Below are 16,439 nucleotides of genomic sequence, written 5' to 3'. Positions count from 1 at the left end.
ATTTTATCTTTCAAAATGCACTACATTCTGTTAGGGGCAAGGAAAGTTCATGAATAAAGAGCCAAATTGTTTTGGGAAGTATGAATTGCTGGAGCCGATCGGCACCGGCGGCATGGCTCAGGTCTGGAAGGCGCTTCACCCGGAACTACGCCGCTTTGTGGCGGTAAAGATCCTGCACGCGGATCTCCGGTACGTCACCCCTGGATCGATGACGCGCTTCATCAATGAAGGTCAGGCCATCGCCCAGCTGCATCATCCAAATATCGTGCAGGTCTTCGACCTGCATATCCCGGGTCCCGAAGAAGAAGGGTGTGATCCCTACCTGGTGATGGAATTCGTTGACGGCCCCACGCTGGACAAGTATATCCAGCGCACCTCACGCGCCAGCCAGTTTCCGACTCCCGAAGAGATTGTTGAGCTCTTTGCCTCGATCAGCCAGGCACTCGATTACGCGCACCGAAAAAACATCGTGCACCGCGATATCAAGCCCTCCAACATTCTGCTGGACAGCACCAATACCGAGATCAATGCGATGGGCGAGCCGATTCTCAGCGATTTTGGCCTGGTCAAGATCATTGGTGCCCAGGGACCAACCGAGATGGGGGCATTGATGGGCACGCCCTTGTATATCGCGCCCGAGCAGGTTCAAGGCGGCGAGATCACGCCCAAAAGCGACCTGTACTCGCTGGGAGTGATCCTCTACGAGATCTGTACCGGCACGCCACCATTCCGGGGTGATAATGCCTACACGGTCATGCGCCAGCATATGCAGGATGAGCCGACGCCGCCCACGCTGATTAACCCCATGCTCCCGCCTGAAATAGATTTCGTCATCAAGCACGCCATGGCCAAAGATCCGGCCGAACGCTTTACTACCGCCACCTCGATGACGATAGCCGTGGCGAACGCCTTCCACGTCCCCATCCCCGAGCGACTACGGGTAAAAAGTAGCCATAGCCAGCCGTCGCTACCGCCTGAACTGGCCCTACCGCCGATCGTTGGCAGCGAGTCCTCGCTGCCAACGATCATCTCCGTGGGGGCCGCGGAAGCGCAGACGACCTTCGCATCGCACGCGAATACCACCCGGACTGCATTACCTGCGACCCAGCAGGTCGTAGCACCATCAAAGCCAGGGACAACAGAGCCCACCACGCCACCAAAGGCGCCGGCACCTTCTACATCAGGCAACCGCGTCTGGCGCAGCCTGTGGCCCATTGCCCTCGCGGTCCTGGTCTTGCTAGTCATCGGCGCAACCCTGCTGAACAGAGTCCTGACCCTGTTCCCTTCGGGGGCGGCCAGTCCCACCAATCCAATTGTGGGGCAGATGTCCTTCTACAACACCGGCAACGCGCTCGACAGCAATAATCCGACCATCAATGATGGCGTCATGATCAACCTCAAGAACGTGGCCCCGCCGGCGGCAGGCAAAGTCTACAAGGCCTGGCTCTACGACAAGCAGCAACCAGAAAATGACGCGCTTTTGTTGGGGAACATCTCCATCAACAATGGAGCGGGCACGCTCAATTACAAGAGTCCTAATCACCAGAACCTGCTGGCCAGTATGAGCGCCTTTGTGATTACCGAGAACGCACCCAATGATCAGCCCGTCACCCCGGTTTTGGACACCAAAACGTGGCGCTACTCGGGCAGCATTCCCGATCAGTCACTAGCTAGCGATCCGGAGCACTTCAGCCAACTGGATCATCTGCGGCACCTGCTGGCCAGTGACCCGACACTGGACAGTCGTGGGTTACATAATGGCATCGATTTCTGGTTCCAGCACGACGTGGAGCAGATACAGCAAGAGGCCGCGAGCGTCAAGAATCTGCAGGACCCCGTACTCATGCGCCAGAAGCTGACCGATATGCTCTATTACATGGATGGTCCCTGCGCGGCCACTGAGACGCAGGCGACAGGACATCTGCCGGCCGCGCCCGACAAGAATATCCTGAACGAAAGCAAGATCGGCTTGCTGGAATGCAAGCAGCTCGCCAATATCCATGGCCATCTGCAACACATCAGGCTGCACCTGGCGGGGATTGTCGCGTCCCCCGGCGCCAGCTCAAGCCAGACCTCGTCGGCCAACGCGATCGACGCGCACATGGTCGCCTTCACCGGCCTGATCACCAGAATGCATGACCAGGTCCTCCAGCTTGGCAAGCTAACCAAGGACCAATTGAAAGCGGCCCAGAATCAGCGCAACCAGCTGGACCAGCTAGGCGACTCCAGCATCTCCAAAACCGGCTGGACCGATCCGGCTACACACCAGGCCAATCCAGGGGTAGCGACGCTATGTAACCAGATCGCCGGTCTCGCCAGCATCAACATCCACCGCGTCTCATCATCATCACCGTAGGTTCGGCCCTTGCGGCCGATTGGCGGCCCCGTTGTCGGTTACAACGTTTTGACGGCTTCTTTGTAGCGTCGCAAAGCCTGCAGGTGCTGATCGAGGGAGGTAAAGCCGGCGTTCATTGTATTGAAGGAGATGTGCGTGGCCCCATAGGAACGCCATAGCTCGGTTTCACGCACCTGCTGATCCAGGTTGCCTTCGGACGCACTGACACGCGACTCGATCCCAAAGGTTTGGCGTTCGCGGCCACTCTCCTGCAGGTAGCCGTTCAGGCGGTCCAGCAACCCGCGCATCTTGTCGTCTGGCCTTCCCAGTGGGAACCAGCCATCGGCGATGCGCGCGGCACGCTTCAGCGTCACATCGGAACTGCCACCGATCCAGACGGGGATCGAGCGACGCACCGGCAGGGGATTGAGGCCCGCGTCGGTCACGGTATGGTACTTGCCCTTAAAGGTAATCAGTTCCTGGCCCCATAGCTGGCGCATCAACTCTATCTGCTCCTCGACCACGCGGCCACGGATATTGAAATCCATGCCCAACGCCTCGTACTCGACCGGATTCCAGCCAACACCGATGCCAAGGCGGAATTTGCCGCCGCTCAGCACATCAACTTCGGCCGCCTGCTTGGCCACCAGAGTCGTCTGACGTTGGGGCAGAATAATCACACCGGTCACCAGCTCAAGCTTCGTCAGAGCCGCCAGGTAGCCAAAGAGCACAAACGGCTCATGAAACATCTCGGTATGGGTATAGCCGGACCAACCCGGACGACTGGCGGAGTTCGCGCCCAGCACATGATCATAAATCAACACGTGCTCATAGCCCATCTCCTCTACGGCCTGGGCATAATCGCGAATAACCTGGGGATCAGCACCAATCTCTGTCTGTGGAAATGTTACACCTATCTGCATCTCATACTCCTGTAGTATAGTATTTTGTTGAGTCGAAGCGATGTTTATGGTTTACGCATAACAACAGTAATACACACAACATTTATTTCATCGTGGTGAAATGTCCCCTCCAAAAAGAACGCCCCTGTAGGGTCGACCTTCAACGGTCGACCGGGCCGCTTGCGGCCCCCGTACCCGGCCGGTTCGGCTTCCCGTGTATGGTATTTCGCCCCATGCAGTGCGTTTGGGTACGTGTGTGGTACGTTGACGTGGGGGGACGACGTTGGCGAGCATGGAAGACAGGAGAAACGGGGTCGTGGGGGACGTGGGCTGCCGTCGCTGTCGCTGGCAGCCCGGACGACCGTTGAAGCTCGTCCCTACAATAACGTTCCTTTTTTAAGGGGGCGTTTCACGTTGGGGAACGCTTCAACACTTCGGGATTGAGGATGTTCTCGGGCTGTCCGGCCGCGTAGGCCAGTATCTGGTCAAAGGCGATCGAAAAATACATTTCGTAGCTATCTTTCTCCACATAGCCCAGGTGCGGCGTACAGACCACATTATCCATCTGCAGCAAAGGATGTTCCGTCGCGGGTTCGGACTCGTAGACATCGACGGCCGCTAAACCGGGACGCCCCGCGCGCAGCGCCTGCTCCAGGGCGCCCGGCTCGATCAGACCTGCCCGACTGGTATTGACCAGCAAAGCCGTAGGCTTCATCAATGCCAGATCGGACGCCCTCACGATACCGCGCGTCTCCGGGCTCATCTTGATATGCAGACTCAACACGTCCGACTGGCGAAACAGCTCCTCCTGGCTCTCGGCTGTTGCAAAACCATCCGAGATCGCGTGATCCAGCGAGCTCTGGCGTCCCCATATCACAACCTCCATACCGAAGGCACGTCCATAGCTGGCCACCAGGCGACCGATATTGCCGTAGCCAAAGATACCCAGTATACGCCCATGCAATCCCGTACCGAGTGTAGATTGCCAGTGACCGGATTTCAGACGCGCCACCTCGTATGGAATGTGCCGCATAGCGGCCAGGATCAAGCCCCAGGTCAGTTCGGCTGTCGCGTAGGGCGAGCCGCCGCTAGCCGCCACCGCTACACCATGTCTCGTACAGGCATCAAGATCGATATGCGCGATGCCTCGACCCGTCTGACTGATCAACTTCAGATCTGGCAGGCGATCCAGCAGATCAGAGGTAATCGGGGTACGCTCACGGATCAGCACCAGCGCCTCCGCACCCTGGAAGCGTTTCGCCAGCGTATCGATATCCCTCACAGTATCATGGTAGATCGTCACCTGCTGATCGACCAGCCGGTCAAAGCAATCCAGGCCACGCACAGCATCCTGATAATCGTCCGAAATCACAATTCTCATAATATGTCTCCTCTACATTGATCGACATTTGACACCCTAATGATACCTCATGTAGACACTTTTCGGGTCGCTCTTGCGTACTATCTCTATCACCCCTGAAGTGGGTAAACGATAGAACACGAGAAGATAACCAGATATTGAAGTGAAATATAGAGGAGGATAGGATGGCAGATCCTAATAAGAATAGAGGACAGGATAACGATCGAGCCTTAGAGGCAAAAACCAGAACACATATTCAGGGCCAGCAAGAGCTCTACGGTGATGACAACTATACGAAAGAAAGCGGCGCGGATGAGCGCGAGACGTTCAGCCCTGATCCTAATATCGATGATACGCAGAATGAGCAACCATTCGGTGAAGATCCTAAAGACGATTATGGTCTACAGGACCAGTTTGGTGATATAGACGGACAGGATCCATATTCTAATCTGGATGATAGCGACGGGGAGTCGCAAGAGACCACGGCAGGCGTAGATCCCGATCCCGACGCCCTGTATGGGCTAGAAGCTCCCCTGGCCGGACCAGGAGAACATAATCGTACTACCAGTTCACGCACAGACAAAAATACACGCATCAACCCGGATGAACATGGGTATAACCAGTAAACAGACAATTGGGGAGGCCGCGACGCCGCAGGGAGGCAGGTTCTCAAGCAGGCAAACGGCTATAATCAGCTTGATTCCGACCCTTTTTACAGGTAATCAGATAATTATATAATATAATTCGGCTGAATATAGAATAGTAGAGAATAAGGCTTCAAAAGAACCTGCCCTCCTCGCTCTACCCATGTACTGTGAGGAGGTCTTTTTATGTTTAATCAGAAGCAAAATCAAGAAATTATTACTGAACAATATACCTTTTTACTGCAAAATTTAAGCGATCTTATTATATCTTACCTTTTTCAGGGCAAGCTTCACCAGGCGCACCAACTGCTGGAAAAGGGAATGCAATTGATCAAGGAGGAAACCGGGGTATCCCCGCAGTCCAGAAGCAGCTTTCTGCTCCATGCGGGCATCTTGCAGGCCAAAAGCATCATCTACCTGGGACATAAAGCGGCCACGGCGCTGGCGACCCTGTCGCGGGCTCGCGAACTGGCGGAAACAATTGATGATGAGAAGCTACTGATCAACATCATCGACTGGACCGGACAGGCACTCTATTTTCAGGCCCTCAATACCCATGAAGATGAAGCCGATTTTCAAACCTCGCTCCAGCATTTCAACGATGCCCTGGATCGGCGGCAGCAGAGCAATGATGCATGGGGCATCTGTGAATCTATCTTTAATATCGGTCGCGTTCATCAAAATAGTGGAGACAACAGCCAGGCATATACCCATTTCGCGAAGGCGCTGGAGATCGCGGAAGTACAGAATCACCAGATCTTGATGGCCGAGATCCTGTTACACCTGGGCGTCTGCATTCAGGAGATGGGCAAACTGGAGGAGGCCCGCAGCTCGCTGATGCTCGGCATGACGATGCGGGAAGAACTCAATATACGAGTCGACCTGCCATTCACCTACATGAATATGGGCGACCTGGAGCAGGTGATGACAAATATGGAACAGGCTGAACTGTACTATCGGAAAGCTGCAATGCTGGCGCAGGAGATGGAACTGCCGATCCCCTATATCTTCGCCCTGCTCAGCATCGGCTACCTGCATCTCGCCCGGGAGCAGCCCACCAGGGCTTTGGCAAGCTTTGAGACGGCCAGGCACATGGCGACGCGGCACAGTGTCTCATACGTCCTGGCTGTGACCAGCATCGCCCAGACCGAAGCGCGTACCAGGATTAGCTAGCCGGCGATCTACCACACCACCGCGAGAGGAGTGCGAACGCCTTGTAATGCGTCATCGATAAGCAGGCAGCTTGCGATATAATAGGGATGAATTTATAGCAGATCTCATCGCAATGGAGGTTCCCTTTGTATCGTATTATCCTGGATACCGATCCTGGTATCGATGACGCCCTCGCGCTCTTCCTGGCCCTGTCCTCGCCCGAAATTCAGCTGGAGGCCATCACGACCGTCACCGGCAACGTGGATGTCGAGCACACAACACATAACGCGCTGGCGCTTTTGACCCTGGTGGGCCGCACCGATATTCCGGTGGCGCGTGGCTGTCGAGAGCCGCTGGTTGGCAATCGTCTCCACGCCGCCCACGTCCATGGTGAGCATGGCCTGGGGCAGGCCAGACTCCCACAGCCGGGCATCCAGCCGGTAGAGCAACATGCCGTCGATCTGATCATCGAGAAGATCATGGGCAATCCCGGTGAGATCACGCTGGTCGCCATCGGACCCCTGACGAACCTGGCGATGGCCCTGCGCCGCGAGCCGCGCATCGTGCAGACTGTACGCGAGGTCGTTATCATGGGAGGAGCCCTGCTCTCACCCGGCAACGTCACGCCCAGCGCTGAATTTAATATTTACGCCGATCCGCATGCCGCCCACGTGGTCTTCAAGGCCGGCTGGCCCATTCGCCTGGTCTCGCTGGACACCACCAATCGCACACCGTTCACACAGATCCAGGCCACGGAGTTCGCGCAGGGCGAGAGCGCCGTCAAGACCTGCATGCGGCAGATGTTCGCCCACTATTTCGATATCTATGCACCCCTCTATGGGCAGCCGGATTTCCACATGCACGATCCGCTCTGCCTGGCCAGCGTCTTTCAGCCCGACCTGATCACCTGGCAGCCCGCCTACGTGGAGGTCGAGCTACAGGGAGCACTGACAATGGGAGAGACCGTGGCTTATTTCAGGGGTGAGCAGGCCGCCACGCCCAACGTACTGGCCTCGATTGAAGTAGATGCGGAGCGCTTCATCCAGATGTTTATAGAACGCGTAGGGAGTACTTTTCCCTAGCGGCCAAAGGATGAGCTTTTTTCCATTCTCCGCGTATGCTATTATGCTGTAGATGATCCCGCTGGCTGGCGGTTAGCTCTGCCACCGCTTTCCAGCGTTCGCAAGAACGCGCAGACACAGCCGAACACGTATCAACCTGCATAAGATCGATGCGATGGGGGAAAAAACAGGACGATGACAACACTCGATACCTCTTTATTCTGCTTAGAGCCACCTGCTACAATCGGGGTCGGATTCCATAATATTGGCAGTGGCATCCTGCGCGCCTCACATAGTAATTTGATTCGCAAATTAGAGGCGCAATACGGGGAGCGCTGCGGCCATCTCCCCCTCAATGCTGAGAAAGTTCGTATCCATGTCACCGAGCATACCGCTGATCTCCATGCACATATCGCCTATCTGGGCGCGCTCTTTGGCAAAAATATCAAAGCGGCCACCAGCCCCGAGCTGCGCCAGGAGCAACAGGGGCTCCCACAGGCAGCCACGCTGGTGGTCCCCTATATCAACGTGCCGGAATCGGAGCGCACCATTCAGACCGAGATGGGAGGCATCTCCTGGGGCCTGCCGGGCGCCATGGTTTCGCAGTTAAAGAATAAGGCCAATTTCTATCAGCTGCTCGACGAATACGCGCTACCCGACTTTCAACCTCCTGACTATCGCATCGCCAGCATCCATACCCTTCCGGGCGAGGCGCTGCGCTTCCTGGCGGACATCGAAGATATTTATGCGCAGGCGGGCCTGCACAGTTATCCTCCAGGAATTATGCTGCGTACATCCGAGTCGGATGGTAACTTTGGCAGCAGCCTGCTCTACAGCGATCAGAACGCCGTCCACCTGATTCCCAATGGAGAAGCGGACCTGATACAGAACTATCGCGGCTGGCGCGAGGCGCTGGAGGCCGCGCAAGCTATCCTGCTAGATACCATGGACCCTGAGAAGGAGACGCGCGTGGTCATGAGCCGCTGCATCGATTTCAGCGACTCGCCGGGCATGTCGGTCGTGATTATGAACGGACAGATCGAGACCCTGCGCTGGAATGGACAATTGCAGGAGAAGGGGAGCAAAGCCTGCATCGGTACCGGCAACTACCGGCCGAAAAACGAGACCATCGCGCGCATGCAGAAACGCTACGAAGATCAGACCATCGCCTACTTCGAGCAGATTCTCAGGCTCACCGCCGAGCGTTGCGGCTACGATTTTACGACATTGCGCGGCGTCGCCAATATCGACATCATGATTCCCAGTCCCCTGGAGGCTGAGTTGCAGAAGAAACGGGACCAGCCCTCCGCGTTCTATGTCGCCGAGAGCAATCCCCGCTGGACCAACTATACCGATGCCATCCTCAACATTATCGGGGCCAATCGCCTGCAGCCCACCATCAACACTATGCGCTCCACCATTGGCAATCGCATCCAGGCCATCGACAAATACTACATTCCTAAACAGATCGATCCGCGCCAGTTACGCGCGCGCATCGCCGACAAGGATGAGGAGCTCAAGGCCAGCGGTACCCGCATCATCTGCCGCATGGCCAAACATCCCATGGGCATCATCTTCGCCGGCGACATCGAGCACGCCAAGCACGAACTGACCGGCATCGTCCAACGCATGGCCGAAGCCTGAAAGGAATAGGAAGATTTAGTGCTCTACATTCAGACCATGGGCAAGAAACTGACGTAGATTGGTGGCGATGCGCTGCTGACTGAAACCGAGCTCATGGCGTTGATAGTGGTAGAAGCCGACGTCGAGCGGAGCGAGTACAACATCGACGACATACTCCAGGTCCTGCTCGGCCAGCTCGTGTCGCATGACGCCTCGCGTCAGCAAAACCAGAAAGAGCTGGCGCAGCCAGCGGTAAAAGGGGCTATGATAGGATTGTCTATGATAGTTGCCGTTGGAAGCGTCCAGCATCGCGCCAAGCAGAGACGCGTTCTCTTCCGTATAATCGATAAGCTGCTGCAAAATCGCGTTGATCTGTTCAAATACCGGTGCACCTTCAGCATCTGTGCGCTCCAGATAAGCAAGGACGCCGGTCTGAAAATGCACACAGCTCTCCTCCAGTAACGCCTGGCAGAGCGCTCCCTTATGGGCGAAGCGCCGGTAGAGGGTCCCCTGTCCCACCTGCGAGACACGCGCGATCTGGTACATACCCACCTGATCAACCCCCTGCTCAAGAAATAAATGCCGGGCGACCTGCAAGATATGTCGCCGGTGCTCGGCGGCATCCCTCCTCTCCGTCACAGTAGCAAACGATAACACGGAAGGATAAGGAGGCAGGTCGCCGCCTTTCTGCTCACCCATCTTTTTTCTCCTGGTCTACATCGATGGGTGGCCGTCAATTTTTTGCACAGAGAACCGCACCGAAAAAAACGAACATGCTTCCGTAGGTTCGGCCCTTGCGGCCGATTTCTCCTCGCCGCATGAACATGCATCTCACATACGTTTCCGTGGTCCTCGCGTTTGGTGGTCATGGTCGTGCGTGGAGAGGAAATCGGCCGCAAGGGCCGAACCTACTAGGCATTCTGTGTTTCTTTTCGCCGTGTCTCCTTGCAAAAAATTGACGTACACCCTACATCGATCTTCATCTTGACAAGTGGACACATGTCCACTATGCTAGAACAAGAATATAAGCGGACATGTGTCCACATAAATGTAAGCTAAAAAAGTCATAATACAAACCCATCAAGTACAACTTACCTGGTTATAGTATCGCATCAGATCGCTACGGCAGACTACTATGGGCGAGAAAGAGAGAATGACCATGACGGTCGAGGCCACCAGTAATTCGAACATCCCCCCGGGCCGCGTTCCCGGCATTGCCAATGCGCTATTAAAAGTCGTGCTGCGTAGTCCGCTGCATCGCATGGTGAGCTCACAGCTTATGCTCATCACCTTCACGGGTCGCAAGAGCGGCAAGCAGTATACGACGCCGGTGGGTTATATGCAGGATGGCGAGCACATCACCCTGTTCACAGACCACCAGTGGTGGCGCAATCTGCGTGATAACGCCCCGGTTTCGGTAGTGGTCAAGGGCAAGACCTATCAGGGAAGCTCCAACGCGATCCTGGACAAAACCATCACCGAACAAGAAATGCAGCGGTATCTTGGTCGCCTGCCGAACGCGGCGCGCGCCTTCCAGGTCCAGAAAAACTCCTCTGGGGAGCTTGATCGTAGCGCCATGCACGAAGCGGCCCAACGCTTCACCATGATGCGCATCGATCTCCACCAATCCTAAACCTAAAGTACGCTACAGCGATAATAGGGCCATACACTGGCAGAAGGATTTGTCATGTTTATCATCACGGGACCCACAGGAAATGTGGGATCTGAAGTTGTGCGTCAGCTAATGAAGCACGACCCTCCTCTCCCATTCCGCACAGTCTCACGCCGTCCAGAAATCATCCAGGCAGAGTTTGAACAGGCGATAGAGAGCGTCAAGTTCGACTTCGCCGATCCCTCAAGCTGGTCAACCGCCCTCGAGGACGTGCAAATACTGTTTCTGGTCCTCTCGCAGGGATCTCCCAACGCGGCACGCACCCGGACTATTCCATTCATCGACGCGGCGATCTCCGCCGGTTGCCAGCATATTATCTTCCTCTCAGTACCCGTCGGAGGTACTCTAAAGCTGGTCCCACACTATACAATTGAACGCTACCTGGAGCGATGTAGCATCGCCTATACCATTCTGCGTCCCGGCTACTTTATGCAGAACTTTATCCGCAAAGCGCCCACGCATGGTATCGATATCGCCACACGCCATGAGATCTTTATCCCGGCGGGCAAGGGCAGCATGGCTCTGATCGATACGCGCGACATCGCCGAGATGGTGGTCAGGATCGCTGAACAACCGGCGCCACACAAAAATCGGGCCTACAACCTCACCGGGCCGCAACTGCTCAACTTCTTTGAGATCGCCAGCATCTTCAGCGAGGTTCTACAGACCCCTATCCGCTACACACATCCTTCGCTCCCCCGCTTCTGGTGGCGCATGCACCGGCGCGGGGTCTCACTCTTCCTGATCATCTTTATGTCGATTGAATACAGCGCCACCCGTCTGCACCTGGGAGAGGAGAAGACCGAGACGCTCCAGCAGATCCTCGGGCATCCCGGCACCACCCTCGCCCAGTTCATCCAAAACAACCGCCAGAGATGGATCACACAATCATGGACATAACAATGTTCAGCCTTGCCGGGCTTTACGCCTGCGTCTAAAGGCCAGTATGGTAAAGACGGTTCCAATCAGCCCGGTGACCGTGACCGGGATAAGTATGAAAGCGAGGCTTAGATTGGAACGGGGCGGCTCGTTGAACGTAATCTGCTGCTTATCCGGCGGGAAATACCAGCAGCTATACACGGTTCCGCGCTGGTACTGCTTGAGGATAGCTTGAGCAGAAGACGCGTCCTCCTGAGCATCCTGATAGACATCGGGTCCATTGACATCAACACTATCCTGGTCCGTATTCAACCTGACCGTATAATAGGGTCGATAGCCCAGGACATCCCAGGTATCATCGACGGTTTCCCATCTATCGGTGCTGGAGTTGTATTCCTCGTGGGAGCCGACAACTTTGGTGATCTTCTCACGCACCAGCCGGGTAGAGACAATCGTACAGCGACCCGGCTGAAAGGCGTTGGCATAAGCGATGCTGCCCAGGAAGGCGCCGAGGAAGAAGGTTGAAGCCAGCAGCCAGACCGCGCCCATCGAAAAGAAGAAGGCCGTGGAGCCACCTTTACGCAATAAACTGGCATGTTGCCGCTCCTGCCAGCTCACATCAACCAGCCTGCGCCGCTCTCGGCGTGCCCGAATAAACTGAGAGACGGCCATCACAGCGCAATAGATACCAAACACAAGCTCAATAATACCGATAATACCGAGCAAGACAAATACAGATAGAACGAGCCACTGGCCCATATATGCTCCTTTACGGTTACGGATAACCAGTTTTCCAACGATAGTTAACCAATTACCTCATCCATCCAAGAGCATAAACGAGCCATGCATGAAATTTTACAATGTGATTGCTAGCCCTCGTGGGCGTGATGCGCTATGATGATAGTATTCTGAAGCAAGAGAGAGGCTATTTAATGGAAGATAGATTAAAGCCCTGGAAAGTGCTGGGGAGTACGATTACGTATGAGGATCGCTGGCTGAAGGTGCGCTCGGATCGCTGCCAGAACGCTCACGGCCTGATCATTGAGCCGTATCATGTACTGGAATACTCGAACTGGGTCAATGTGCTGGCGGTCACGACGGAGGGACACGTGGTGCTGGTGCGCGAATACCGCCATGGCGCGGGCCGGATACTGGTCGGCCTGCCCGGAGGCGGGACCGAGCCCAGCGATGCCAGGCCCGTGGAGGCAATACAGCGCGAGCTGCTGGAGGAGACCGGCTATGGCGGCGGCCAGTTCTTCGAGGTGGGCCACAGCTACGCCAATCCCGCCAACCAGAATAATATTATCTGGTCCTTCCTCGCCATCGACGTGCAAAAAACCCACGAGCAATCCCTGGACGAGACCGAGGACATTGAAATCGTATTGCAGGATCTCGCCGAGTTCAACCGGCAGACATGGCGGGGCGGCTACGAGCTACAGGCCATGCACCTGGCCGCCATCGGACTGGCGACCCAGTTCATCCTGGCCAGCAGCCTGCCACAGCTCCAGCCGCTGCGACGCAGGCTGCTACAACAATACGACAATGCGCCTTATTCTTCGGATGAGAGCAGCGAGAGCCGCATTTCAATCAGTGAACGCGGTGAAGCCGGGACATAACCACCCAGATGAACGACCCCAGGCATCATGCTCTCCATTTCATCGCACAAGGCGAGCAGGATAGCCGCACACTGCTTCGCGGTTGAATATATTGGCTGATTGCTGGACTTGAGATATGGAGCTTGTTCGCCACGCCGCGCGGCCCTTACTTCTCCGAGCGCCCTTTCCAGGTCGAGCAGAGAGAAGTAGAAGAGCGGGAGCTTGTTTGCTACCAGGGCCCGCGCACATCCACAGGCAATGATCCAGAAGAAGCCCACCTGTGTCGATGCACGTTCAATACGCTGCTCCAGGCTCTCGGGCTCTGGTGTGGGCGGTTCAGGAAGACCAACTTTATCGAACAATAGGAGAGAAGGGTATTCGCGATAGGCTTTTGCCTGTGGAATCAACATCCAGTCGACGCTCTGTGCGGACTCCTGATAAACCACGTTGGTCAGGATGCCACCCATCTGGTTCGCGTGGGTATTACGCTCAAAGATGAGGCCCGGCGTTCCAAACTGTTGAAATAAGGCCAGGCGCTCGGCCGTTGTTTTCGCGCCGGTCTGCCAGGGAGTAGCACACAAAGACGCACTAAAAGCATCCGCTACCACGACGTACAGATCCAGATCGCTCAACCACGTCTGCTCCCCGCGTCCAAAGCTGCCGCCCAGCCACGCAGCCACAAAACGCTCATCATTTTGCAACACACGGGTAATCTGTCCCAATAGGGCGCTGCGCGCCTGCGCATACGCCTCTCTTTGAACCGACATGAATAAGTTCTCCTCGCTTTCTTTAACTATGACATCGAAACAGGGACATTGTTATAGAGACGCCGAAGAACGAAAACGGTAACTATATGCTATGAGGCATTGAAGGTTTTTCTGTGGCAATATACAAAGAAGCGGGCGTCTGTGCCCGCTTCTTTTCTTTGAGATGCATTTCACATGTGGAGCGGGGCTTTTACCCTTCCATTTTGGTGCGCTCGGGGCGGAAGGCCGGCATGCAGAGGGACCAGTATTCGCACTGGTCATCCTGGCTGGCGTTGCTGTAGATGACGCGCGTGCCACGGCCCACCAGGCAACTCTCGCCGGCGGCGACCTCGATGCGCTGTCCATCGGCCTCCACGGCCAGTACGCCCTTTACGCCGATCACTACCTCATCAAACTCGGCGATCTGCGCGGGCTCGCGCCAGGCGGCAGGCGCAAACATGTGCGCCAGGCTGAAGTCATCCTTCTTTGTATTTAAAACACCAAAGTGTTCATCGATGATCTTGCCATCCTCACGAGGGAAGATCGTGCCATGCTCTACTTTTTGTATCATAATGTCTAGATTACCTTTTCTTCGTATGCCTGACGGGCTTGCTCAACTTCATCCATATGTTCTTCAGCCCACTGTCTTAGGGCGGCCATAAGCGGGATCAACGTAACCCCCAACGGAGAAAGCGCGTATTCTACGGCTGGCGGGATAGTTGGCGTAATCGTGCGCGTCACAATCCCCCGTTGCTCCAGGCTGCGCAGTGTCTGCGTCAGCATCTTGTGTGAGATCCCTTCAATAGCACGCTCCATCTCATTGAAGCGCGTGGGCCGTTGCTCCAGCAGAGCAAAGATCATGGCGGTCCATTTATCGGCGATCAAGTCAAGCACCTGCCGCGAGGGACAATGAGCGATCAGCACACTATGGGGTGAAGACGGTTGAAGGGTTTTTTCCATGCCATCAGTATAGCATAACCGCGCGTCTCCAGGTTACTTCAAAGTGCGTACTTGTAGAGCTCCTGACAGAAGGCTATCTTATAGGTATCAAAGCAGACCAGTAAAAAGTAAGTAACAAATAAAAAACGGGAGAAGATACAATGATACAGCAGGATAAAAAAGATCTCGCTTCAGCTTTGGAACGGCGTAAGGTAGCTCTGGTCGTGGGGGCGCAGGGAGTAATCGGGCGCAACCTCATTAATTATCTGCTGACGCTTCCTGATTGGGATATTATCGGCCTGGCGCGCCGCGGTGGTGAGACAACCGAGCGCGTCCAATATATCGCGGTCGATCTACTTGATCGCGATGATAGCCAGGAGAAATTGGGAGAGCTGACACAGGTGACGCACATCTTCTACGCGGCATATCAGGATCGCCCGACGTGGGCCGAGCTGGTGCCACCAAACCTGACCATGCTCATGAACGTGGTGGAGGTGGTCGAGGCAGTTGCGCCGGGGTTACAACACATTAGCCTGATGCAGGGCTACAAAGTCTATGGCGCGCACCTGGGACCCTTCAAGACACCGGCGCGCGAGACGGATGCACCCCACATGCCTCCCGAGTTCAACGTCGACCAGCAGAACTTTCTTGAACAGCGCCAGCGAGGCAAAAGCTGGACCTGGTCGGCGATCCGGCCATCGGTGGTGGCGGGCTTCGCGCTCGGCAATCCAATGAATCTGGCGATGGTGATCGCGATCTACGCCTCGATCTCGAAAGAACTGGGCTTGCCGCTGCGCTTTCCAGGTAAGCCGGGCGCGTATCACTCGCTGCTCGAAATGACGGACGCCACGTTGCTAGCTCACGCAACCGTCTGGGCGGCCACTAACGAAACCTGCGCCAACCAGGCCTTCAACATCAACAACGGCGACCTCTTCCGCTGGAGCGAGATGTGGCCGAAAATCGCCCGTTTCTTTGATCTTGAGGTAGCCCCACCACTGCCAATGTCCCTCAACATCGTCATGGTCGATAAAGAGCCGCTCTGGCATGAGATGATAGAAAAATATAGGCTTGAGCGGCATTCATACCAGGAAGTGTCTTCCTGGAACTTTGGGGACGTGGTGTTCTCCTGGGACTATGACATGTTTGCCGATGGATCAAAGGCCCGCCGCTTCGGCTTCCATGAGTTCGTCGATACAGAGGCGATGTTCATGAACATCTTTGAAGATTTGCGCAGGCGCAGGGTTATCCCATAGCTGAAATAGCTTTACTCTGTAGAGGAAGGTGAGCGCCCCCGCACGGGCGTCCGCTGCACGGCCGCACTGGTTTTTTATAGTGGTGCAGGGGTGCGCGGATGCGCACCCCTGCACCACTATAAAAAGGACTCACAAGCAACGCAGGTGCGAAAGCTTATACAGGGCGCACTGGTTATTGTGAGTTGGTGCAGGGGGTGCGCATCCACGCCCCCTGCACCAACTCACAATAGATTTCTAAGCACCGTAGGTGTGAACCCCCATATAAACCTCATATGCTA

16 protein-coding genes are annotated in these 16,439 nt (G+C 55.6%); 9 read left to right on the top strand and 7 right to left on the bottom strand.

What is annotated here, in order from left to right:
* Positions 1-49: 49 nt before the first annotated feature.
* The gene (locus AABA21_RS10165) at positions 50-2,356 is read left to right on the top strand and encodes a serine/threonine protein kinase (protein WP_338249441.1); all 2,307 of its coding nucleotides are present in this window, start codon (positions 50-52) and stop codon (positions 2,354-2,356) included.
* 38 nt (positions 2,357-2,394) lie between these two features.
* Here the strand turns inward: AABA21_RS10165 and AABA21_RS10160 are convergent, their stop codons facing one another.
* Positions 2,395-3,258: an LLM class F420-dependent oxidoreductase gene (locus AABA21_RS10160; RefSeq protein ID WP_338249439.1), complete on the bottom strand. Its 864-nt coding sequence runs from the start codon at positions 3,256-3,258 to the stop codon at positions 2,395-2,397.
* A 388-nt stretch (positions 3,259-3,646) separates the two neighbouring features.
* The gene (locus AABA21_RS10155; RefSeq protein WP_338249437.1) at positions 3,647-4,618 is read right to left on the bottom strand and encodes a D-2-hydroxyacid dehydrogenase family protein; all 972 of its coding nucleotides are present in this window, start codon (positions 4,616-4,618) and stop codon (positions 3,647-3,649) included.
* Between the two features lie 164 nt (positions 4,619-4,782).
* On the opposite strand from AABA21_RS10155, the gene AABA21_RS10150 reads away from it, so the two are divergent.
* From AABA21_RS10150 to AABA21_RS10135, 4 genes are all read left to right on the top strand, one after another.
* Positions 4,783-5,223, top strand: coding sequence for a hypothetical protein (locus AABA21_RS10150; RefSeq protein ID WP_338249435.1), 441 nt, complete (start codon positions 4,783-4,785; stop codon positions 5,221-5,223).
* A 204-nt stretch (positions 5,224-5,427) separates the two neighbouring features.
* Complete coding sequence (locus AABA21_RS10145; protein ID WP_338249433.1) at positions 5,428-6,414, top strand: tetratricopeptide repeat protein; 987 nt, start codon at positions 5,428-5,430, stop codon at positions 6,412-6,414.
* 125 nt (positions 6,415-6,539) lie between these two features.
* Complete coding sequence (locus AABA21_RS10140) at positions 6,540-7,475, top strand: nucleoside hydrolase (protein ID WP_338249430.1); 936 nt, start codon at positions 6,540-6,542, stop codon at positions 7,473-7,475.
* Between the two features lie 174 nt (positions 7,476-7,649).
* A complete protein-coding gene (locus tag AABA21_RS10135) occupies positions 7,650-9,098 on the top strand; it encodes a hypothetical protein (RefSeq protein ID WP_338249428.1) in 1,449 nt (482 codons plus the stop codon).
* Positions 9,099-9,113: 15 nt separating this feature from the next.
* Here the strand turns inward: AABA21_RS10135 and AABA21_RS10130 are convergent, their stop codons facing one another.
* Positions 9,114-9,776: a TetR/AcrR family transcriptional regulator gene (locus AABA21_RS10130; RefSeq protein WP_338249427.1), complete on the bottom strand. Its 663-nt coding sequence runs from the start codon at positions 9,774-9,776 to the stop codon at positions 9,114-9,116.
* A 460-nt stretch (positions 9,777-10,236) separates the two neighbouring features.
* Between AABA21_RS10130 and AABA21_RS10125 the strand changes: the two genes are divergently transcribed.
* Both AABA21_RS10125 and AABA21_RS10120 read left to right on the top strand, forming a co-directional pair.
* Complete coding sequence (locus AABA21_RS10125; RefSeq protein ID WP_338249425.1) at positions 10,237-10,710, top strand: nitroreductase/quinone reductase family protein; 474 nt, start codon at positions 10,237-10,239, stop codon at positions 10,708-10,710.
* Positions 10,711-10,764: 54 nt separating this feature from the next.
* Positions 10,765-11,649: an NmrA family NAD(P)-binding protein gene (locus AABA21_RS10120; protein WP_338249423.1), complete on the top strand. Its 885-nt coding sequence runs from the start codon at positions 10,765-10,767 to the stop codon at positions 11,647-11,649.
* 6 nt (positions 11,650-11,655) lie between these two features.
* On the opposite strand, the gene AABA21_RS10115 is transcribed toward AABA21_RS10120, so the two are convergent.
* Positions 11,656-12,387 (bottom strand): hypothetical protein, encoded by a 732-nt coding sequence (locus tag AABA21_RS10115; protein ID WP_338249422.1) that lies wholly within the window; start codon positions 12,385-12,387, stop codon positions 11,656-11,658.
* Positions 12,388-12,560: 173 nt separating this feature from the next.
* Between AABA21_RS10115 and AABA21_RS10110 the strand changes: the two genes are divergently transcribed.
* On the top strand, positions 12,561-13,244 hold the full coding sequence (locus AABA21_RS10110) for an NUDIX hydrolase (protein WP_338249420.1): 684 nt from the start codon (positions 12,561-12,563) through the stop codon (positions 13,242-13,244).
* Here the strand turns inward: AABA21_RS10110 and AABA21_RS10105 are convergent.
* From AABA21_RS10105 to AABA21_RS10095, 3 genes are all read right to left on the bottom strand, one after another.
* Positions 13,178-13,990: a hypothetical protein gene (locus AABA21_RS10105; RefSeq protein ID WP_338249419.1), complete on the bottom strand. Its 813-nt coding sequence runs from the start codon at positions 13,988-13,990 to the stop codon at positions 13,178-13,180. The genes AABA21_RS10110 and AABA21_RS10105 overlap by 67 nt on opposite strands.
* A gap of 190 nt (positions 13,991-14,180) precedes the next feature.
* Positions 14,181-14,540, bottom strand: a complete 360-nt coding sequence (locus AABA21_RS10100) for a cupin domain-containing protein (RefSeq protein WP_338249416.1) — start codon at positions 14,538-14,540, stop codon at positions 14,181-14,183.
* Between the two features lie 5 nt (positions 14,541-14,545).
* On the bottom strand, positions 14,546-14,929 hold the full coding sequence (locus AABA21_RS10095; RefSeq protein WP_338249414.1) for a winged helix-turn-helix transcriptional regulator: 384 nt from the start codon (positions 14,927-14,929) through the stop codon (positions 14,546-14,548).
* 140 nt (positions 14,930-15,069) lie between these two features.
* Between AABA21_RS10095 and AABA21_RS10090 the strand changes: the two genes are divergently transcribed.
* Positions 15,070-16,161: an SDR family oxidoreductase gene (locus AABA21_RS10090; RefSeq protein ID WP_338249412.1), complete on the top strand. Its 1,092-nt coding sequence runs from the start codon at positions 15,070-15,072 to the stop codon at positions 16,159-16,161.
* Positions 16,162-16,439: the final 278 nt, after the last annotated feature.

This window comes from Dictyobacter halimunensis (genome assembly GCF_036245075.1).
Note: the sequence above shows the minus strand (reverse complement) of the source record. Positions and strands in the feature narration are given on the sequence as shown.

Coding starts and splice junctions, on each gene's coding strand:
- AABA21_RS10160 (WP_338249439.1), bottom strand. CDS start 3,258: ATGCAGATAGGTGTAACATTTCCACAGACAGAGATTGGTGCTGATCCC.
- AABA21_RS10135 (WP_338249428.1), top strand. CDS start 7,650: ATGACAACACTCGATACCTCTTTATTCTGCTTAGAGCCACCTGCTACA.
- AABA21_RS10150 (WP_338249435.1), top strand. CDS start 4,783: ATGGCAGATCCTAATAAGAATAGAGGACAGGATAACGATCGAGCCTTA.
- AABA21_RS10165 (WP_338249441.1), top strand. CDS start 50: ATGAATAAAGAGCCAAATTGTTTTGGGAAGTATGAATTGCTGGAGCCG.
- AABA21_RS10130 (WP_338249427.1), bottom strand. CDS start 9,776: ATGGGTGAGCAGAAAGGCGGCGACCTGCCTCCTTATCCTTCCGTGTTA.
- AABA21_RS10115 (WP_338249422.1), bottom strand. CDS start 12,387: ATGGGCCAGTGGCTCGTTCTATCTGTATTTGTCTTGCTCGGTATTATC.
- AABA21_RS10090 (WP_338249412.1), top strand. CDS start 15,070: ATGATACAGCAGGATAAAAAAGATCTCGCTTCAGCTTTGGAACGGCGT.
- AABA21_RS10125 (WP_338249425.1), top strand. CDS start 10,237: ATGACGGTCGAGGCCACCAGTAATTCGAACATCCCCCCGGGCCGCGTT.
- AABA21_RS10120 (WP_338249423.1), top strand. CDS start 10,765: ATGTTTATCATCACGGGACCCACAGGAAATGTGGGATCTGAAGTTGTG.
- AABA21_RS10155 (WP_338249437.1), bottom strand. CDS start 4,618: ATGAGAATTGTGATTTCGGACGATTATCAGGATGCTGTGCGTGGCCTG.
- AABA21_RS10110 (WP_338249420.1), top strand. CDS start 12,561: ATGGAAGATAGATTAAAGCCCTGGAAAGTGCTGGGGAGTACGATTACG.
- AABA21_RS10095 (WP_338249414.1), bottom strand. CDS start 14,929: ATGGAAAAAACCCTTCAACCGTCTTCACCCCATAGTGTGCTGATCGCT.
- AABA21_RS10105 (WP_338249419.1), bottom strand. CDS start 13,990: ATGTCGGTTCAAAGAGAGGCGTATGCGCAGGCGCGCAGCGCCCTATTG.
- AABA21_RS10100 (WP_338249416.1), bottom strand. CDS start 14,540: ATGATACAAAAAGTAGAGCATGGCACGATCTTCCCTCGTGAGGATGGC.
- AABA21_RS10145 (WP_338249433.1), top strand. CDS start 5,428: ATGTTTAATCAGAAGCAAAATCAAGAAATTATTACTGAACAATATACC.